Source organism: Blautia wexlerae, from assembly GCF_013300825.1.
Classification (GTDB): Bacteria; Bacillota; Clostridia; order Lachnospirales; family Lachnospiraceae; genus Blautia_A; species Blautia_A wexlerae_B.
In genome coordinates this window covers 189,167-208,496 of the sequence record NZ_JAAIMY010000001.1, presented here as the reverse complement: position 1 = coordinate 208,496, position 19,330 = coordinate 189,167, and the positions used below count along the sequence as shown (strand labels likewise).

The 19,330-nt window shown below is 41.0% G+C and carries 21 protein-coding genes and 1 other annotated feature; of the genes, 3 read left to right on the top strand and 18 right to left on the bottom strand.

What is annotated here, in order from left to right; all coding sequences use genetic code 11:
- Position 1 precedes the first annotated feature (1 nt).
- The 3 genes from G4417_RS00880 to G4417_RS00870 all read right to left on the bottom strand — a co-directional run bounded on the left by G4417_RS00880 (position 2) and on the right by G4417_RS00870 (position 2,595).
- Positions 2–1,243 carry a relaxase/mobilization nuclease domain-containing protein gene (locus G4417_RS00880; protein WP_173682291.1) on the bottom strand — a complete coding sequence of 414 codons (1,242 nt, stop codon included), beginning with the start codon at positions 1,241–1,243 and terminating at the stop codon, positions 2–4.
- Positions 1,192–1,572: a plasmid mobilization protein gene (locus G4417_RS00875; protein WP_055160636.1), complete on the bottom strand. Its 381-nt coding sequence runs from the start codon at positions 1,570–1,572 to the stop codon at positions 1,192–1,194. Before G4417_RS00875 ends, G4417_RS00880 begins: the two co-directional genes overlap by 52 nt.
- A 759-nt stretch (positions 1,573–2,331) precedes the next feature.
- A complete protein-coding gene (locus G4417_RS00870; protein WP_055158244.1) occupies positions 2,332–2,595 on the bottom strand; it encodes a hypothetical protein in 264 nt (87 codons plus the stop codon).
- Between the two features lie 106 nt (positions 2,596–2,701).
- Here G4417_RS00870 and G4417_RS00865 point away from each other — a divergent pair, with 106 nt between their 5' ends.
- Entirely contained in the window at positions 2,702–2,935 is a 234-nt protein-coding gene (locus G4417_RS00865) for a helix-turn-helix domain-containing protein (protein ID WP_015540886.1), read from the top strand.
- A gap of 53 nt (positions 2,936–2,988) precedes the next feature.
- Here G4417_RS00865 and G4417_RS00860 read toward each other — a convergent pair whose 3' ends face one another.
- From G4417_RS00860 to G4417_RS00835, 6 genes are all read right to left on the bottom strand, one after another.
- Positions 2,989–3,441 carry a hypothetical protein gene (locus tag G4417_RS00860; protein WP_055160641.1) on the bottom strand — a complete coding sequence of 151 codons (453 nt, stop codon included), beginning with the start codon at positions 3,439–3,441 and terminating at the stop codon, positions 2,989–2,991.
- Positions 3,438–4,382 (bottom strand): ParM/StbA family protein, encoded by a 945-nt coding sequence (locus G4417_RS00855; protein WP_055160778.1) that lies wholly within the window; start codon positions 4,380–4,382, stop codon positions 3,438–3,440. Before G4417_RS00855 ends, G4417_RS00860 begins: the two co-directional genes overlap by 4 nt.
- A gap of 196 nt (positions 4,383–4,578) precedes the next feature.
- Positions 4,579–6,417, bottom strand: coding sequence for a phage/plasmid primase, P4 family (locus G4417_RS00850; protein WP_334296867.1), 1,839 nt, complete (start codon positions 6,415–6,417; stop codon positions 4,579–4,581).
- A gap of 111 nt (positions 6,418–6,528) precedes the next feature.
- Positions 6,529–6,876: a TnpV protein gene (locus tag G4417_RS00845; RefSeq protein ID WP_055160784.1), complete on the bottom strand. Its 348-nt coding sequence runs from the start codon at positions 6,874–6,876 to the stop codon at positions 6,529–6,531.
- A 195-nt stretch (positions 6,877–7,071) separates the two neighbouring features.
- Entirely contained in the window at positions 7,072–8,793 is a 1,722-nt protein-coding gene (locus G4417_RS00840; RefSeq protein WP_173682290.1) for a S8 family peptidase, read from the bottom strand.
- Between the two features lie 180 nt (positions 8,794–8,973).
- The gene (locus G4417_RS00835) at positions 8,974–9,819 is read right to left on the bottom strand and encodes a LysR family transcriptional regulator (RefSeq protein WP_118633401.1); all 846 of its coding nucleotides are present in this window, start codon (positions 9,817–9,819) and stop codon (positions 8,974–8,976) included.
- Positions 9,820–9,991: 172 nt separating this feature from the next.
- Between G4417_RS00835 and G4417_RS00830 the strand changes: the two genes are divergently transcribed.
- Positions 9,992–10,903 carry a 4Fe-4S dicluster domain-containing protein gene (locus G4417_RS00830; RefSeq protein ID WP_173682289.1) on the top strand — a complete coding sequence of 304 codons (912 nt, stop codon included), beginning with the start codon at positions 9,992–9,994 and terminating at the stop codon, positions 10,901–10,903.
- Between the two features lie 202 nt (positions 10,904–11,105).
- Here G4417_RS00830 and G4417_RS00825 read toward each other — a convergent pair whose 3' ends face one another.
- Positions 11,106–12,800, bottom strand: a complete 1,695-nt coding sequence (locus G4417_RS00825) for a carbon starvation protein A (protein WP_055052711.1) — start codon at positions 12,798–12,800, stop codon at positions 11,106–11,108.
- A 72-nt stretch (positions 12,801–12,872) separates the two neighbouring features.
- Positions 12,873–13,115, bottom strand: a binding site (T-box leader).
- Between the two features lie 515 nt (positions 13,116–13,630).
- On the opposite strand from G4417_RS00825, the gene G4417_RS00820 reads away from it, so the two are divergent.
- On the top strand, positions 13,631–13,954 hold the full coding sequence (locus G4417_RS00820; RefSeq protein ID WP_173682288.1) for a hypothetical protein: 324 nt from the start codon (positions 13,631–13,633) through the stop codon (positions 13,952–13,954).
- A gap of 20 nt (positions 13,955–13,974) precedes the next feature.
- On the opposite strand, the gene G4417_RS00815 is transcribed toward G4417_RS00820, so the two are convergent.
- The 8 genes from G4417_RS00815 to G4417_RS00780 form a co-directional block, all read right to left on the bottom strand.
- Complete coding sequence (locus tag G4417_RS00815; protein WP_173682287.1) at positions 13,975–14,757, bottom strand: ZIP family metal transporter; 783 nt, start codon at positions 14,755–14,757, stop codon at positions 13,975–13,977.
- 241 nt (positions 14,758–14,998) lie between these two features.
- Complete coding sequence (locus tag G4417_RS00810) at positions 14,999–15,382, bottom strand: CHY zinc finger protein (RefSeq protein WP_202048464.1); 384 nt, start codon at positions 15,380–15,382, stop codon at positions 14,999–15,001.
- Positions 15,366–15,950, bottom strand: a complete 585-nt coding sequence (locus G4417_RS00805; RefSeq protein ID WP_022381192.1) for a biotin transporter BioY — start codon at positions 15,948–15,950, stop codon at positions 15,366–15,368. Before G4417_RS00805 ends, G4417_RS00810 begins: the two co-directional genes overlap by 17 nt.
- A gap of 241 nt (positions 15,951–16,191) precedes the next feature.
- Positions 16,192–16,986, bottom strand: coding sequence for a hypothetical protein (locus tag G4417_RS00800; protein ID WP_173682286.1), 795 nt, complete (start codon positions 16,984–16,986; stop codon positions 16,192–16,194).
- Positions 16,983–17,522, bottom strand: a complete 540-nt coding sequence (locus tag G4417_RS00795; RefSeq protein WP_173682285.1) for an RNA polymerase sigma factor — start codon at positions 17,520–17,522, stop codon at positions 16,983–16,985. Before G4417_RS00795 ends, G4417_RS00800 begins: the two co-directional genes overlap by 4 nt.
- 209 nt (positions 17,523–17,731) lie before the next feature.
- Positions 17,732–18,223 carry a GNAT family N-acetyltransferase gene (locus G4417_RS00790; protein WP_173682284.1) on the bottom strand — a complete coding sequence of 164 codons (492 nt, stop codon included), beginning with the start codon at positions 18,221–18,223 and terminating at the stop codon, positions 17,732–17,734.
- A 114-nt stretch (positions 18,224–18,337) separates the two neighbouring features.
- A complete protein-coding gene (locus tag G4417_RS00785) occupies positions 18,338–18,775 on the bottom strand; it encodes a PPC domain-containing DNA-binding protein (RefSeq protein WP_173682283.1) in 438 nt (145 codons plus the stop codon).
- Between the two features lie 159 nt (positions 18,776–18,934).
- Complete coding sequence (locus G4417_RS00780; RefSeq protein WP_173682282.1) at positions 18,935–19,306, bottom strand: hypothetical protein; 372 nt, start codon at positions 19,304–19,306, stop codon at positions 18,935–18,937.
- Positions 19,307–19,330 lie beyond the last annotated feature (24 nt).

Here is a 19,330-nt window from a genome sequence, read left to right as displayed (position 1 = left end):
TTTAGAGTTCCAGTCCCGAACGTCTTTTATTTCTTCTTCGAGATGCTCTTGCTCGCTCCTGCTCATCAATCCGTTTCTGTTCCTCAAGTCGTCGTTGCTCTGCTGTAAAGACTGATTGAGTTTCCGCATTTCGGACAGTTCTACTGTCATCTGCTGAATTTCGGCGTTCGACTTCTGCATTTCTTCTTGCATTTCGTGATTCTCGAAGAACAACTGCTGTTTTTCCATTTTCAACTTGTGTGTCCTTTCCTGAAATTCCTGAATAAACTCGTTCATCTTCTGATTTCTCACCTGCAACTCGTCCCTCTCTGCCGACACTTTCTCCAGCGTTTCTGCCTGCTCCTTCGCAAGCTGCTTCCACTTGTCGGTAGTATCCAGCGAATTCTTCGTCTGATCCGTTTGTTCGTTCTGCTTCGGCTCGTGTCCTTTCGTAATTTCCATTAAATTCATATTCCAATGCCTCCTTACTGATGTCCAGATGAAAGGTTTTAGACAAATTGCTGTCACGCACTTTCTTTCCATCCTGATTCTGGAACGTGATGTGCTTTCTCTTTTCCGTCCAGTTCACACTCCATCCAAACTGTTTCATTTTTTCTATAAACTTTTCTTTGCTGATACAATTTTCCAGTGCTTTTAAGACCGCCATTGCACAGTCAGCCACAAAACTGTCCTTTGCATGTTGTCGGAACAGGTTATATTTATCCTTGTTCCATGCAATGACTTCGCCTTTTTCGATTTCACTGCCGTCAAAGTGTTTTCCTTTTTCTGCAACTGTCAATCCACGTTTTCTGCACATCTGATTAGTAAATTGCTTCATCCGCTCCAGATCTTTTTTCGTAGTATGCAATTTCTTTCCATCCTCATAGCTGACAGAATTCGTCACCAGATGGCAATGAATATGGTCTTTATCCTTATGGACTGCCACTAAGGTTTGAAATCCCTGGAACCATTTTTCTGCAAACTCTTTTCCAAATTCAAATGCCTGCTCTGGTGTAATCTGCTCGTCCTTATGCCAGGAAATAATATTGTGGGCGTACATTCTTCCAGAGTCTTTATTCCATAATTTCTTTTCTTCCAGAAATGTGCGGTACACCAGATCATAATTGATTTCATCGTGGCAATACGGACCAGTTACATAGGCAAGCTGCTCACTGGTCTTGTCCTGACGCAATACATATTCGATACAGTTTCTCATTGCTCCATGAGAATTTGTCCGCTTATTAACTGTCTTATTGACTGCCATATCTTTTCACTCTCCTTCCGGTAGTTGCGGATATTCTGATTGAGATAATGCAAAATATCTTCTCTTGGTATAAATCCACCAGCATTCATTTTCCGTGCAATCTGGTTGATATTCGTAGCAACACCACGAAGCTGGCTGAGCATCTCTGTAAGCATCAGATTCAGCTTTTTCAATTCTTCCACTTCCTCTGCGGATGCAATTTTTAAACCTGCTATTGCATGAATTACAACCGCCTGCTGAGTCTGTCCAGACTCCTTTACTTTATTTTGGAGCAGATCATACTCTGCTTTATTCATTCGTATCGTTACCGTATAATTTCGTTTTCGCATAAATCTTCGTCTCCTTTCTCCACTCTATCTTTTTTATAAATCAGCCATAACCTTTCCGGCTGGTAGATTAGCAGGGAATTCCATAAGGGGAAATGCAATATTCCTCTTTGGCAGGTGCAGGACAGCGTCCTAGTCAATCAGTAAGTGTTCCGTAGGAATGTCCGGTGGACATTTCGCAGGAATACTTACGCCATTGACGTGCCGGGGTTCCAAGGGGCGGAGCCCTCTGGCAAGTTTAGGAACAGCCCAAAGGCTGGCTCCGGTGCATAGTGGCTTGCCACTTTGCGAAACTTGCCTGTCATCTCCCCACCACTGAACCAGCACCAAGTAAGCAACATTCTCCTCTGCGTTATCAAACCAAAATTGAGATGACAGTGGTTTTGTGGTGCAGGAACTGACTGTAAAAGAAAGAGAAAATCTCCACATTCCATAGATTTTTCCTTTCTGAAACAGGCTAGTCATGCACCACTCCGATGCGAAGTATCGGACAATCATGTGCCGTATCCGGCACTCTATATTTCTTCTTTGCCTTGCTTATACAACGTTTTCCATCTGCAAATGCCTCTCTGCCATATTTCGCTGTTATTTCTGCTTTTCTTTTTCTGAATCACTTTCCATTTCTGCTGAAAAGCATAAAAATAGCAGTCATGAACATTTCACTGATTTTTACCAATAGAAATGCCATCACTGCCATTACCTTTTTCTGCTATTCTGTTTCCGTAAAGCTTTTCTTACTGTCAATCTATTTTTCTATTACTGCTATTTTATTTTGTCGCAAATTTCAAACAGGTCATGCAATAAATTCTCCAGTTTCATAAGTCTGCGATGCTGATACCAGATCAATCCGGGAAGTCCCACTGCAAGGAAGAACGAAGCACATAAAATCTTTATTGCCTGTCCTCTGCTGCTTATCCCTCCATATCCAAATCCACATACCAGATTCACGAATAAAACATAGAAATATCCACAAAATAAAACAAATTCAAAAATCCACACCAGCACCTTTTTCACTTTCTCTTTCACTCTGTACTTCTCCCTCCTGCATTTTTAAATTCAGTGTAGCGAATTTCTCGCTATATTTCAATAGTGAATATCTCGCTAAGTTATTATTATGCTAGAGGTGAAACGCATGTATCAGAGAATACGGGATCTGCGTGAAGATCGTGACCTTACGCAGAAGAATATGGGTGAAATTCTGAATTGCAGTCAGCGTATTTACAGTAATTATGAATGTGGTGATGTCGATATCCCTACTCACATTCTGATTAAACTGGCTGAATTTCATAACACCAGCGTTGATTATCTGCTAAACCTGACAGATGATAAACGTCCTTACCCAAGAAAAAAGAATAGCTCCACTTAAGGCAGTCCGATTTATTTTATGCAAACCGGACTGCTTTTCCTTTCTACAGACAGCTAAAAACTATCCGCAAAATCCAGTGCTGCATCCATATCAGCTTCTTTCTCCCAGTCCAGATTATCTTCTGCGATCTCTCCATCCGTTTTCTCCATTGTTAGTGTTCTGTCCGGCAGATTAATTTCTCCTACCGATTCTTTTACAAACGGTACAAGCATTTCCATCAGATTCTTCGCTATAGCCATCGGGACGGATTCTTTCACTCCATCCCGGATAGCTGTTTCCACCCTTTCCAGAAACACATCTTCCTTTTCTCTGGTTTCCAGATACGGATCTGCTTCATTCCTGTACTCTCTGGAAAAATAATCGTTTAAAGCAACTACAACTGCTCTGGTGTACGATTTATATTTTTCCCTGTCCATCGTCTGCAAATATTCCCATGCCTGCCTGTCCTGTTCATCACAAAGATTCAAACGGATATTTGTATTGATGATTTTCCGTTCTTTTCTCATACAAGCATCCCTCCGTTTCTCTGGATTTTCCTTACGGTCATTGCTTCATAGCCTTTCGCTGTGGCACAGATGTCCCGTACAATTGTCACCCGGCTCTTGTCATATTCTCCAAAATTCTGGATCATACAACCGCCACCGCCGACCACATACAGACGCATCAGTTCTGGATTATATTCCCGTTCTCTCAGCTTATGAAAGAGTTCTTTCGTATAATCTCCGGCAGCTTTACGAATGACTGTCAGATATTTCTCACCAATATCTGCTGTCCCGGTACGGATCACCTGCTCAATCACCAGATCATCCACCACTGTTCCCAGTTCTTTCAACAAAGATTCTCTAACTGCAAGCACACACTGGTGCGTTCCATATTTCTCTGTAAAGCATTTCTTCTCTAATGGACGGGAATTATTGATATACATGATGTTCATAGTCCCGTTTCCAATATCCACAAGCATGTTGATTCCTTTGAAATCCTGTAATCGGTAAAAGGCTGCTGCAAACCCCTGTGGGTAAATATCAGCTCCTGCAAACTCTACATGGTAGTCTTTGTTACGGAATGTAAAATCCACACTTTCATTCTGGAGAAGATATTTCTGAAAGTCTTCTTTCTGTGTAGCTACCCAGGTAAGGGGAAGTCCGGCTGCGATATGTACCGTTGCCCGGTTCATACCTTTCCCATCAAGTTCTCTTGCGATAGCCGCCAGTGTCAGCACATAATAGTCCTCATCCTGCGTTTTCTCTGCACAGAACTCCTTGTGTTCCTCTCCGATCTGGTAATACATGCCATTGTAAACAAGAAGATTATTCTGAAAGATTGGCTCCTTGTCATATCTGGCTACACCGGATGGGAAACATCTGGTAGCTGTTTTCATGTTTCCATAACCATGATCAATCCCGATCACCATAACTGTTTCATTATTGTTGTTTTTCATCATTCTCATAATCATACCTCACACTTTCTTAATTTTTATTTTTTTACTTTTTCCCAAATTCGGGAAAAACCTATATTTGTATCAGCTAAAACGTTGATACCTGAAAAAGGGCAATCAGTGTAAAAAAAGCAAAATTTTATGTACTCTGGCAGCTATCTTTGTTATTTCTCCTGCTCCGGTAACATTTCTTTTTGCTTATTTTGCCCTAAATGCCCTTAATTCCCTGATTCATATTTAATTGTAACTGTTTATAATCTATATCTGTTTCTTCAAAAGGTATTCTTTCTTCTGGATCTACAGGACAAAAATCTTCTTCCTTAACTGCAATATCCTGATAATAAAACTCACCATTGTACTGCTTTAGAAGGAAACCTTTATCTGTCATATTCCTGAAAAAGTTGGATTTACCATGCCCCTGTCTGCCATTCTCTTTGCAGTATTCCTCATACATATGGAACACTTCACTTCGTTTCAGACGTTTTCCTTTGGCACGCACCAATGACTCATCAATAAAAGCACAGATACTGTCAGATGACCGCTGTACCTCTCTTACACATTCTTTACTGTGTTCGCTCTCCGTAAACTTTCCCTGTTCATACAGTTCTTTCAATGCAATCATCGCCATATGAATCGCATAATCGGATTCTGCCTGTACCTTTTCCTTTAAGTGCAGATCTTTTTCACCACTTTTTACTACCCGGTTCATATCGAGAATCAGTAGTCTACGATAAAAAGCATCTGACTTGTCCTCAAGATTCTGTGGCATTTCATTGGTAGAAAAAAGCAGCTTTGCATAAGAGTGGAAATGAATTGCATCCTGTCCTTTTTTCTCATAAATCAGTGTGTCCTCACCGACTGCTTTCTTTAATACATCTGTGTTCTCCATTGCTTTGCATGGAATATCCGCACAGGCATTTAACAGCTTTCCGTACATTCCAGTCGCATAGAATCGTTTATTTAAATCCTGTAAAGAAATGCTGGACATATTAGTGATTCCTACCACATACTGGATTAGCGATACTGCTACAGACTTTCCGGTTCCACCATTACCTTTCAGCGTAAGAAATTTTTGAAACTGCGTATCCTGTGTCATGCAGTATCCAAAATACTCCCAGAATGTCTGCTGTTCTTCTTTGTTCGGAAGAGAGGATGCAAGATACTTTTTGATATTTTCTCCACCTTGTAACACCTGCTCACGATCCTCTGGATAATAGGGAATTGGAATCTGATTGATTGTCAGATAATCTGGATTGTGTTCCAGCATTTCGCCCGTAACCGGATCATAATATCCATTTTTAAAGTTAATCCACCGCACAGGCTGTTTATTTAATTCATAGGCTTCTCTGTGGACTTTTGGCTGTGTGATCAACAGATTATAGATTCTTTTGATCACTCCACTTTGTACCTGATCTCGATAGATCAGCTTCTGAATACGATATTTCATTCTTACCCCATCATGGTCTTCCATGAAAACGCCATGCTCATAATAATACGGTGTGATTCCTACCACAAAAAACTGAACATTCTCCACCAGATAATCTACAATCTCCATATCCCGGACGCCTTTCACATTTCCTTTTGCATCAAATAAGTGAAAACGACTCAGTTCCGGTTCTTCTTTTGGATTTCGCTCAAACCGAAGAATATACTGTTCCAGTAATTTCTCAACTTCTTTCTGATTATCCAGTTTGCCAAGATACTCTTTCTCTTTGAACAACTGCCAGCCTGCTTTTCCATCAAGACCAGCGTCTTTGAAAAATGTCAGCAACTTATCATTTACCCACTTCACTGAACAGGAAGCCACATAATGATAGGCACACTGACAGCTTCCAGTAAACTGAATAGCTCTCATTTCTTCTATAAAGGAATCTGCACTGAAATAATATCCGTCATCTTCCTGCGCCAGACAAAGTGCCTGATAACCTGACATCACAATATTAAGTGCGATATCCTGATTGTCCACCAGAAAGATATAGGTCTGTGCTGTCCCTTCTGGATTGGTTTCCATATAATGCTTCAAAAACTTCTTGTTCAAACTTATCACTTCCTTTCAGGCAAAGAAAAAGACGCAAGCCATATTTTATGACTCACGCCTTACTTCACTCACAATATTCTATTTTTATCAGTTACCTGCCAGATTGATTACTGGCTATCCTTATACATAAATCAATTCTTTCAGTATAATCTCTTCTGCAATCGCTCTGTGCTGATTGGCAGCTCTTACCCATGCCATCTGATCTTTCTCCTTATCCGGCAGTGGTTCTTTTTCTTCCAACTGTTTCAGAATCACTTCTTCCCGTTCCCTGGCTGCCTTGTCCACTTCCAGAAGATGCTCTCCAATGGTATCCTGTAAAAGCATCACCTGATAGGTTGAATTTCGATGGTTCTTCAGATAATCTCTGCGTAAGAATCCATATTTGCCAAGCTGCACCATCTGCTCACCAGATTTATAGGTGAGGTTCGGAATCAGGTATCCATTTACATTTGTATAAGTCAGTTTCATATTCATAAGACCTCTCTTTCGTTTAAACTTTTATCTGTAACAGAACCAGATGTTCATGTTACGTCATTGCTACAAATCTTTCTTTCCATATTATTTTGAATCCAACCCGGGCAGATTTTCTTCAAAATCATGGCGGAAGTGCTTCGTTTCTGTGTTGGGAAAATGAACGGAAACACTTGATTTTACTGACTTTCTTCAATGTAACCTTATTATAACGTCCTCCCCCCATCCCACCTCTTCATTGGGATACTCCTCATACCCCGGCAATGGTCTGGCGCCTTTTCGGAGATAGGCTTTTACTTTTTCCCCATAGAGGTAGGGATCGTTTTCATTTACAATCCCCCATTGCATTAACAATGCTGCGGATCCGCTGACAAAGGGGGCTGCAAAGGAAGTCCCTGTTACTGTTCTGTAACCACCACCGGGTACGGGGGCAACTATGTTCACTCCGGGTGCCACCAGATCAGGTTTCAGATATGGCAGCATTCTGCTGCCCCTTCCGGAAAAGTCCGCATAGGAGTCAACCAGCGAATCATATGCTCCAACTGTAATAACCCGCCGGGCTGTGGCAGGTATGGTCAAAGTCCCATATGCCCTTGGTTCATAAAACCCAGTCCCTCTGTTCAGAGTATTTCCACCCGGCAGCCACAGATAATATTCCCCTCCTCTGACCCTTTTTCCACTTAAGATGATTTTCCAGTCTCCACTGTCCACATAAGTTTCCACAGGAAGAAAATCTATGTAGATTTCCTGTGTCAGATGATATGGTCCAGGTTTGCCATAATAGATTAAAAGCTCTGTATTTCCCAGCCTATACCTCTGAGGACCAAGTTTTTCATCTAAGGGACCGATCCGATTTCCGGATGGATTTTCAATATAAATACTCATTTCATCCTCATAAGATTTCCATAACTGCACATTTAATGTTGGTTCCCTGCTGCTCACAGACAATTCTATCTGTCTGGTCTGTCCCTGTTTCAGGATCCCTCCCTCATGCAGAGGCTGATTGCCGTTGTTCCCTGTACCTGTACAGATAGCCAGACGTCCTATGGAAGAAACCATATCTATATATGTTTCAAGAAGGGAATCTCCCTTGTGTGAGCCATAATTATTTCCAAAACTGAGATTAATCACCATTGGTCTTTCCATAGCCAGCGCCTGCCTCACCAGATAATCAATCCCCTGTATCAGTTCCGTAGTTCTGGGAAAGGAGTTCTCTCTGGGAATTCCCATTTTCACAACCAACAGATCACTTTCACTGGCAACTCCCTGATTCACTCCATCTGATGCCCTCCCATTTCCTGTTGCAATTCCCAGCACGGAAGTTCCATGTCCACTGTAATCTGAAGATGGAACAAGACGCCTGCCCTGGTTTTCTCCAAGTGCAAGCGCCTCATCGATCTGCTCTTTCGTATATTCAGTTCCTGTCACATATCCCTGAGGTGGATTTTCCTGTATGCTCTGATCCCATAAACGTAAAATTCTGCTGCTCCCATCTGCATTTCGGAAATCAGGGTGAAAATAATCCACTCCTGAATCCACAACTCCTGTCAGGATTCCTTTTCCCGTCAGTCCATTCCTGCTGGTCTGCACTGTGCGGATGCAGCTCGCTCCCTTCGCCTGAAACAATTCAAAATACAAGCGTTTGGGTTTCTCCATAAATTCCACCTGCACTCTGTGGGAATACTCATCAATCTCACTTTCCGGCAAAGTTACCACTGCATAACCGCCTAACAATGGCACTACCTGAATTCCATTTCCAGCCAGACCACTTTCCGGTCCGCTGTACTTTATGATCACATCCCATAGCCTGGTTGCAGAATCATATCCTACATTAAGATTTCCTGACTTTCTACGCTCCTGTGGGGTTGCATCCATTGCAAGATTTAAAAGGTTATCTATTTTCTGATCTGGCATTTTAATCTCATTTCCAGATATTCACTTAGTCTATTATATACAAAAGTTCTGCATACGGACTCTTATTATAACAATTTTAGGAACTGATAATTCATTTCATGCTTTTCCAGCCAGAGCCACTTCCAGACTGCTTTTAAGAAACAATTTTGAATGACTCCCAACGAGTACAGACGCAAGCGGTCATAAAAACCATTCCATCTTCTCCCGCACATCCGCATGCTTCAGATAAATAACATTAAATTCTCTGACTATGGGCTCACCCTTCAATGTAAAAATCCCAAGCTCCGGGTCGCTTTTGGCAAGTACTTCATATACAAATGAGATTCCATACCCGGACTTGATCAGATTGATGATCATTTTAAAACTGGAAATGCATATATGCCGGTGAAAACGCTCCAGGGATTCATTATGCTCCAGAAGCTTTTCCTCCAGGATAGCCAGAGTTCCGGAGCCGTTTTCGCGATGGATCAGAGTTTCTTTCAGAATCTCCTCTACAGATACTTCACGGCCTGCAAAGGGATGATCCTTCGGACAGATTCCCACAAAAGGTTCCCGGCGATATAACTGGCTTCCAAATCTGTTTTTGTCAAAGAATCCTTCTATGATGGCATAGTCCAGAGTATTCTGTTCCAATAAATGCAAAAGATGCTTTGTGTTATCCACGATCAGAGTCAGTGCCGTATCCGGCTGATTTAAGAAATCGTGAATCCTGTCTGTGATCACATAGTCACCAATGGTCTTGGTTGCACCGATACGCAGTTCCCGGAGACCATTGTTTTTTATCTTTTCCCTGAGAAAATTTTCACGCTGCTGAACGGAACGCAGGTAATCCTCCAGCATCTGTGCAGCAGGGGTCTTGATCAGTTTTCTGTTTTCATAAAGAAAAAGACGGCAGCCATATTCCTTCTCCAAAAACTGGATGTGCTGGGTAACTGCCGGCTGGGTAATATGTAACAGCTCTGCCGCCTCCCTGTAATTCATAACACTGCATACAGCCATAAAGGTTTCCGTTCTGTGATCTAACATAATATTCTCCTTGAACTCTTTCACTCTATTGATATCAGAATTCCATAAATGTTACTTATCGTATAATAAAAACTCATAAATTGATTTTATCATTCATGAAGCCTATAATCAAGAAAAGAAACGCCGTATATATCAGAAAAAAGCAACAGCTACATAAAGGAGATACTTAAACATGAATGAGGAAAAATTAACAACATCCGACAACAAAAAACTGAGTCCCGAGGAAATCAAGCGGGTAAAAGGTCTTGGATGCCTTCAGGACAAACGATATGATGACATCTTTAATATTCGGGTCATCACAGGAAATGGACATATTACCACAGATGAACACCGTGCCATTGCAGATGCAGCAGACAAGTTCGGAAATGGTCAGATTACTATGACAACCCGCCTGAGTATGGAAATCCAGGGAGTTCCTTATGATAATATTGAGAAAACAATCGCCTTCCTTGGGGAACACGGCCTGATGACAGGCGGAACCGGAGCTAAAGTGCGTCCTGTTGTCTCATGCAAGGGAACAACCTGCCAGTATGGTCTGATTGACACCTTTGCACTCAGCAAGAAGATCCATGAGCGTTTTTATGTTGGCTATCACGATGTGGTACTCCCGCACAAATTCAAGATCGCAGTTGGCGGATGTCCAAATAACTGTGTAAAACCTAATCTGAATGATATGGGAATTATCGGCCAGAGAATCCCAAAACCGGATGCAGAGAAATGCCGGGGATGTAAGAAATGTCAGATTGAAAAAAGCTGTCCTGTCCATGTCCCGAAATTAGTTGACGGTAAACTTTACATTGATCCTAAAGAATGTATCCATTGCGGACGATGCAAAGGAAAATGTCCTTTCGGCGCAGTACCGGAATATCAAAATGGTTATAAAATCTATATCGGAGGCCGCTGGGGTAAGCGAATCTCACACGGTCAGGCTCTTACCAGAATTTTCACAGAGGAAGAAGAAGTAATGGCAGTCATAGAGAAAGCAATCCTTCTCTTCAAAAATGAAGGAATCGCAGGAGAACGATTTGCAGATACTGTGAAACGTCTCGGATTTGAGTATGTGAATGAGAAATTGATTGGCTGACTATCGGCAGGTGATTGAAAATTCCGCTAACTACGACAAACGAATTCAAGCAAAATATATCACAAAGTCAAGCCAATGTTCTCAACTGAAACAGGGGACTTACTTGATTCGGTTAAAAAAGACACTTAGGGATGAGGTGACTCTCCCAAAGTGTCTTTTTTCAGATTTTTATGTAAGAATATCAACCGCTATCCTTCTTAGATTATGCAGTCTGTTTTTCATCATTTTTTTCAAAAAGCTTCTTCACTCCCTGGATTGCTACCAGCACACCAAGGATCAGCAGTAACACTGCGAAGATAAGCTGTAAGGTATTTCCAAGGTCCAGGCCTGTGGTAAATAATGCTTTTGTAAGCTTACTGATGGTCATACCCAGTGCAGTAAAGGTAACTGCCATCATAAATACCATAGGAATCCAGAGCATGCAGCCCTGGCGTTTTGTTTTCTTAAGAAATACTGCGCAGGCTACAAGGGCAAGTACAGATAACAGCTGATTGGCAGAACCAAACAGTGGCCAGATTTCTGCATATCCTACCTTTGTAAGCAGATAGGCAAGTACCAGTGTAATGATCGTCGCAAAATATTTATTGGTTACTACTTTTAAGAACGGGCTCATATTTTCCTCGTCTGTATCAGAATCAAGGAAAAATTCCTGGAATGACAGACGTCCTACTCTGGCCACTGAGTCAAGAGAAGTCAGCGCAAAGGCTGATACAGCCAGATTGATCAGTGTAAACACAAGTGAATGTGGCAAACCGATTACAGAAAGGAAGTTTGCAATAGCACCTGCAAATATCTGCGGCTGAGTGGTAAGTCCCTGTGCTGCTGCCTCACCATCTGCAAAGGATGCAACAGCGATCAGTGCAATAATTGCCAGCATACTTTCCATAAGCATTGCACCAAAGGAAACCGGAAGCATGTTCTTTTCATTTTTGATCTGTTTTGACGCAGTGCCGGAGGATACCAGTGAATGGAAGCCTGAAACTGCACCGCAGGCAATTGTCACGAAAAGAATAGGGAACATATACTGTCCGTCCACATTAAAGCTTGTAAAAGCCTTAAGATTACAGGATGGATTGGCTGCAAATACACCGATAACCGCACCAACGATCATGAAAATCAGCAGATAACTGTTCAGATAATCACGGGGCTGGAGCAGCGCCCATACAGGGGCAACACTGGCTACCAGAATATATGCAAAGATAATAATATGCCAGGTTCCAAGACTTACATATACCGGGAATTTAAGTCCCAGCGCAATTGCGAGCACCAATAATAAAATAGCCACTGCAGTATTGATCCATTTATTAAACTTGGAATATTTAAGGAAAAATCCCAGTCCCACTGCCTCGATGATAAATAACATGGAAGTTGTTGCAACTGCTCCGTTTGCTGCTACCTTGGTAACGGTTCCTGCGTTATCTGTCACAAATCCGTTAAAGGTTCCTGCCACAACATCTGCAAATGCTGCAACAACCAGAATACAGAACAGCCAGCAGAATAAAAGGAATAATTTCTTTCCCAGTTTTCCGATATAGGCTTCAATGATATATCCGATTGTACGGCCTTTGTTCTTTACAGAGGCATACATAGATGCAAAATCCTGAACTGCTCCGAAAAATACACCGCCGATCAGGATCCAGAGCATAACCGGAAGCCAGCCGAAAATTGCTGCCTGGATCGGTCCGTTGATAGGACCTGCACCTGCTATAGATGCAAACTGATGACCAAATACCACATTGGTATCAGCCGGTACATAATCCACTCCATCCTCCATCTCATATGCCGGTGTTTTTGCTTTTGGATCAATGCCCCATTTGTTCTGAAGATAACGGCCATACAGAAGATATGCTCCACCAAGCACTACGATGGCTATTATCATCATTACTATTCCACTCATAATCTCTTCCCTCTTCTTTCTTTTATATTTATATATAAAAAAACGCCCCTGCTATCCAATTTCCAATTGAATAACAAAGGCGGAATATTCCGTGGTACCACTTTGTATTATTATACCTGTCGCCAGATACAATCTCTTAACACTGTCTGAGTCAAACAGCTTCTCCTGTAACGTGAAGACCACGTCCCGGCTTACTATAGATTTCAGCGGGATGCTCCCGGGTGATATCACAAAACACCATCTGCCGCATCTCACCTGCCTGCGACTCTCTGTAATCCGGTTTCTTCTGTGACCTGTCCTGTTCTATGCATTTCTCTTTTTTATTTAAAGTTTTACTCTTCTTTTTATAAAATATCAAGAGATAATTTATATATATTTTACAATTATAGATAGGTGTTTTTATGCAATATGTATGATTATCAAGCAGATATTCGCAATCCGCTTCGCACGCATACGGTCATTTTATATCGTTATCTGTTACCTATAGCAATCCTCATAAATAATGCATTTAAGACAGTTCAGCAGAGTGCGAAAGACAAAGAAGATATCTGCAGGCGTGCTGACGCACGGCAAAGATATCCGACGCAGGATTTCACACTCTGATGGGCTGGATTAAGATGCATTATTTTACAGGATTGCTATAAAATCATTTTCAAATGCATTCATTTGTATAATATACGTAATTGTTTTTCTGTCTTGTACTGTCTTTGTCTTCTGCGTATAACAGAAACAGAAAATTTTACAGAAATTTTTCATTAGCGCGCATGTGTATTTTACAAACTGTTTCTATAATAGTAATCAAAGAATTGAAAGAGAAAAGAGGAATCATTATGTATCAGACATTATGGAATTCTATTAATAAACATGTAAAAGACTTACATGCTTCCGCAGCTTTTCTGGCTGTTTCACTTATCGGGTGGACAACGATCGGTCTTCTGGCAGGATTTTTGATCTGCATGATCGGCGGTATGTCCTTCGTTACAAAGGTAACTGTTGTCCTTTGCAGTGGCGGGTATACAGGATTGATCTTTGGTTTCTTTGGCGGTATTTTATATCTGTACCGGACAGAACCACGTCATTCAACTGACTCTGCCCCCTCACAGGTTCCCACTGTTTCCCAAATATCTCTCAACGCCAAGACAGCTGCCCGGTGATAAATCGGACAGCTGTTTTTTTATCCAAGAGCTACATCCAGAATCATCATTAGAGAGAATCCTACAGCGAAGAAAATAGTTCCAATGTTGGAGTGTTCTCCGGCAGACATTTCGGGTATGAGTTCTTCCACTACTACATAGAGCATAGCTCCGGCAGCGAAGCTTAAAAGATATGGAAGTGCCGGGACAATGAGGCCGGCAGCCAGGATTGTGAGGACTGCACCGATAGGTTCTACAATCCCGGACAGGACTCCGCCTGCAAAGGCTTTGGTCTTTCCCATCCCTTCAGAACGCAGGGGCATGGAGATAATAGCTCCCTCAGGGAAGTTTTGAATAGCAATCCCGATGGAAAGGGCCATGGCTCCCATTATAGTGATCTGGGCGTGACCTGTTAAATAGCCTGCGTATACGACTCCTACTGCCATTCCCTCCGGAATATTATGCAGAGTTACTGCAAGAACCAGCATGGTAGTTCTCTGAAGTCTGCTCTTCGGACCTTCTGCCTTGTCACTGTTCTGGTGAAGATGCGGGATCATGTGATCCAGCAAGAGCAAAAAAAGCACCCCTATCCAAAATCCCACTGCTGCCGGTACAAATGAAAGCTTCCCCAGTCCGGAAGACTGTTCAATTGCCGGGATCAGCAGGCTCCATATGGAAGCCGCAACCATAACTCCTGCTGCAAAACCGGTAAGCGCTCTCTGGATCTGTTCATTCAGATTCTTCTTCATAAAAAATACACAGGCAGCTCCTGCAGATGTCCCAAGAAAAGGAATCAGGATCCCATAGAATACATTTATATCCATTGATTTATTCCTCCTGTTTTTATTTGTATGCAAATAAAAGAAATGGGTTCTTGTTATTTGTTTAATTTAGTTAGCCTATTCTAACTTTAATCAGTATATCAGATTTTTTGACAAATAAAAAGAGAATACAAAATTTTTTGTTATTTTGTATCCTCTGCATTAGATTGTGTTTAAAAAGACTTTCTGCAAAATATACTGCAAAGTGAGACGTGCAGATTGCGGGAATGTTTTTCAAAGCACGTTACATAGTACAACAGAAATAAATATTCTCATGTAAACTGCATTTTGGATTAAATCCTGCGTGGCAGTAAGGGCAGCTGCCTTTTTTGTATTCCTGAAGTGTAAGTTTCCTGCCGCAGTTTCCGCATAAAACAGGATAAGCTTCTTCCGGTGTTGTTGCCACAAATGGATGATCTTCCAGTTCATCATGGCAAGAATAGCATGCATAATATTTCCTGCATTTCGCGCAGAGCAATGCAGCTATGTCAAGCTGTGTGTGATAGTGTGTACACCGTCCTGCTTTATCAAGTCCGATTCCGTGAATCTTTATGTTTTCCTGCTTTACCTGAGTATCTTTCGGCAGGCTACTTTTTAGCTTGTTACTATTCTCAGCGGTTTCCTGCATTGTTAATTCCTTTTCTGATGGGAATTGCGATCAGGACTGCCAGAACTGTAATCACAATGTCCTTTGGAATAAATGCTGTTAAGGAGTATACTGCAATTGCCGGGATGCTCATGGAGCCTCCTACAAAGTGCCACTGCAGACCACCGATTGTCTCAACGATCAGAAGTCCGATCAGTGCGAATCCGATTGAGATTGCAAGGTTCTTTGTCTTGTTCTCTGTTTTCGGACGGATTCCGCAGAGCCAGGTCATGATCGGCCATGCCCAGATATATCCTCCGGTAACTCCTACAATGCTGCTGATTCCGCCTGAGAAGTTAGCAAAGATCGGAAGACCGATGGCTCCCAACAGAACGTAAACCAGTGTTGCTGTAGTTCCAAGTCTGGAACCAAGTACTGCTCCTACAAGTGCTACACCAAATACCTGAATGGTAATCGGTACACCGGTAGGCATTGGCAGTGAAATCTGTGATATTACTGCAAGAACTGCTGCAAACATACCAACCAGTACCATTTCTCTGGTTGTAAATTTTCTCTCTGCAGCAGGGCTTTTTGCATATGACTGACTCATAATAAGACTCTCCTCTTTCCCTGTTGATGATTGGTTTTGACTTTCTTTTTATATCATAAGCGGGGAGGATTGTCAACCTATTTCTCTGTATTTGGTTTACATTTGTGTTAAGTCGTATATAGTGTTGCTATTTCACCACTATCTGTAAATTATAACATATTATACATCAACTGCGATACAGGTATTTCCACAACAGTTACAAAAAGATGGTGAACCGGACTGAATTCACCATCTTTTTTCTTTATCTTCTGTTATTAATAACCTCTCTCGCCATATCTACAAGTTCACCGGCAGATAATTTTCCATCTATTTGCAGCAAATCATACTGGATGCCATCTTTATTCCAGTTAACGCTTTGAACCTGACTGACTTCAATCTGAGAAACGCTGTCATCGTAACTGAATACAACTTTTCCACTGGCCTGGTCTTTTTTATCTTGTTCTGTCAATTCGTAATCATCCGATACCATTTTATTTATATAATGTACATAATACAGATTTGTTCCATTTACAGTAGCAATAATATCACCTGACGGAATAAGTTTTGAGTTAAATTTCTGCTGTTCAAACGATACAACATCTCCATTCTTCTGATAATCAAAGGACACGGATTTAAACTTCTCAATTACATTTGCATTGTCATCCTTAAAACTGTTTTTTATAATATTGCCCTTTTTGAAGCAGTACCCATTCTCAAATGTATCAATCAATATCGGTCTATACCCAATATCCTTTGTAACCTGTTCTACTGTTGGAAGAGATGTATAATCAGCACGTGATGCAGATGAACCTGTCCACATTGAAATCTTTCCTGTTGCTGCCACAGCAGTAACTCCAATTGTAAGTGTTGCAGCTATCAACAAAGGTAATATTTTCTTTTTTGATCTCATAGTCGTTTGCTTCCTTTCTGTATCTGCGAAGTCAAGTTTTGCATAAACTCTCTGTCTGACATTCTCTGTGTCAATATCAAGAGCATTGCAGGAAGTATCTGCCTGTTTTTGTATTCCCAATTCTTTAAGCAAATTTTTTCTTCTCATAATCTTTCCTCCGCATTCGATAACATTTTTCTGAGTTTTCTTTTTCCTCTTGAAAGTCTGGTCTTAACCGTAGAAATATTAAGTCCCATTGCTCTTGAAATGTCCTTGATTTTTTCATCAAATTTATACCGTCTTACAAAAATCTCGCTGTCAGGTTCGCCAAGACTCATAACTGTTTTCCATACATAATTATTGCAAAAATTCTCTTCAATGAAATCTTTGCCATCTGACAGTTCAATATCTTCAAGAACTGTATGATCCGTTTTTCTGTTTATCCGTTTCAGAGCAAAATTTCGGGCAACAGCAGCAAGATATGACCGTAATGTACCTTTCTGCAAATCTATCCTTTCTGCATTCTTCCAGAGTATAACAAACACGTCTGCCACAATTTCTTCAATATCCTCTTTCGGCAGTGAATTGCCGGCCATATGATACAAAACAGTACTTAAATACGGCGTATAAATTTGGATTGCTTCATCTATTGAATTTTTTTCTCTGTTCCTGAGACGTTGCAAAAGCTCTGCTTCATCTGTCATATCAACCCTACTTTCTTTTTAATACTTTAAAAAATTAAAAGCTTTTAACCTTTACATTCTTATATATCCTGTCAAAGAGCATAAAGTTTCATTTTTAACAAAAAAGAGTATACAGAACTTGTGTTAAATTCTGTACACTCTCAAAGAACTGTTCCTTTTCCATATCCAGAAAACAGCTTTCAAATTTTTCTACAGCATATTTCTATTCTCTACAGCACATAATAATGCGGAATAATATCCTCATAATGTCCATCCGGCATTTTGAATCCCTGAGGAATCACGCCAAGTCTGGTAAAACCGATTCTTTCATATAAATGTAATGCATGGGTGTTATTTGCAACCACTGCATTGAACTGCATAACACGGAAGCCTTTTACCTTCGCCTGTGCAAGGCAGTCAAGAACCAATTTCTCGCCGATGTGTTCACCGCGGAGTTCTCTTCTTACTGCATAGCTGGCATTACAGATATGTCCGCATCTTCCTACATTGTTCGGATGCAGGATATAGAGACCGAAAATTTCATTATTGTCAGTGTTTACTGCAATCCCTGTATAAGTCTGTTCTTTGAAAAAAGCATCTCCTGTTTCTTCTGTCAGGTTTTCTTCCTGTGGGAATGCTACACCGTCCTCTACCACCTGATTCCATATTGTAATAGCTGCTGTTACGTCTTCTGTCTGATATTCTCTGATTACAATACCCATTCTTCTGTCCTCCATTTTCCATATCATACCGTCAACTACCAGTTTTCTGTTTCTTTACATACATCTACCCACTGCTTATTGCTTTTCGCAATTGAAACATGGGACTTACTTGATTCAATTAAAATCCCAGAATCCAGTCCCTGTTTCAGGATCATATTTGCGGTGGATCGTTCCGCCTGTTACCGGATGAAGTTCGATTTCTGCAGTATATAGTACAGTAATTGATTTCATATGACCTGCTGCCATGCAATGTCGTTCACCATCTTTATAAGAAAATACTGCATGGGTATGATGGTAACAAGTATTATTTTCACCTGTGACCACGTTACCGTTTAAAGATACCAACTCAAGCATTCCGGAAATGCGCTGTTCTTCGAAGCTGCCTGTCTCTGGGATAAAGGTCTGAATTTCTGCATCCTTGCATCCTCCGATCCCTGAAAAAGTGGCTGATCTGATGTTTTCTTTTTTGCATATTTCGATGATTGTACTGATGATCTCGTCATTACGATCCATTCTTATGTAATAGCATTCGCCGAATTTTCTGTAATCCATTTTTTATCTCCATTTAAGTTATTACTTTCGGATAAATATTGCTTAACAGAAATATTATATTCCTGTTTCCTGTTGATAACAATCCCTATCATTCTGTTTCTGTCATTTAAAGAAGTGTATGTTACTGTGAACGGAGTAAACAGTAACAAGTGTGCAATTTTAACATCTTCCACAGTTCCTGCACGGGTTGCATCTGGCTTTTTTTATATGCGGATACCATTCATGGATTTCCGGTAATGGATCGCTTTTTTTCCATTCTTTTACACTATAGTGATCTGTAAAAAGCACTTTTTCCCCAATATATTCTATTTCCAGTGGATAAATTGTAATTTTATCAGGATTCATGCAGCTTTGACAGATTCTCGGGGACAATAACTGATTTCCAAATAATACTGCCTGATCCATAGTGGTGATCTGCATATGGTTTTCGCTGATATATTCTATTTTCTGTTCTGCTGCACATGTGTATGCTGAGGGAATTTTCACTTTGTTGATTGTAAATATCCCCGCAGGAGTTTTTACTGTTTTCATTAATCTTCCACCTCTTACATTCCC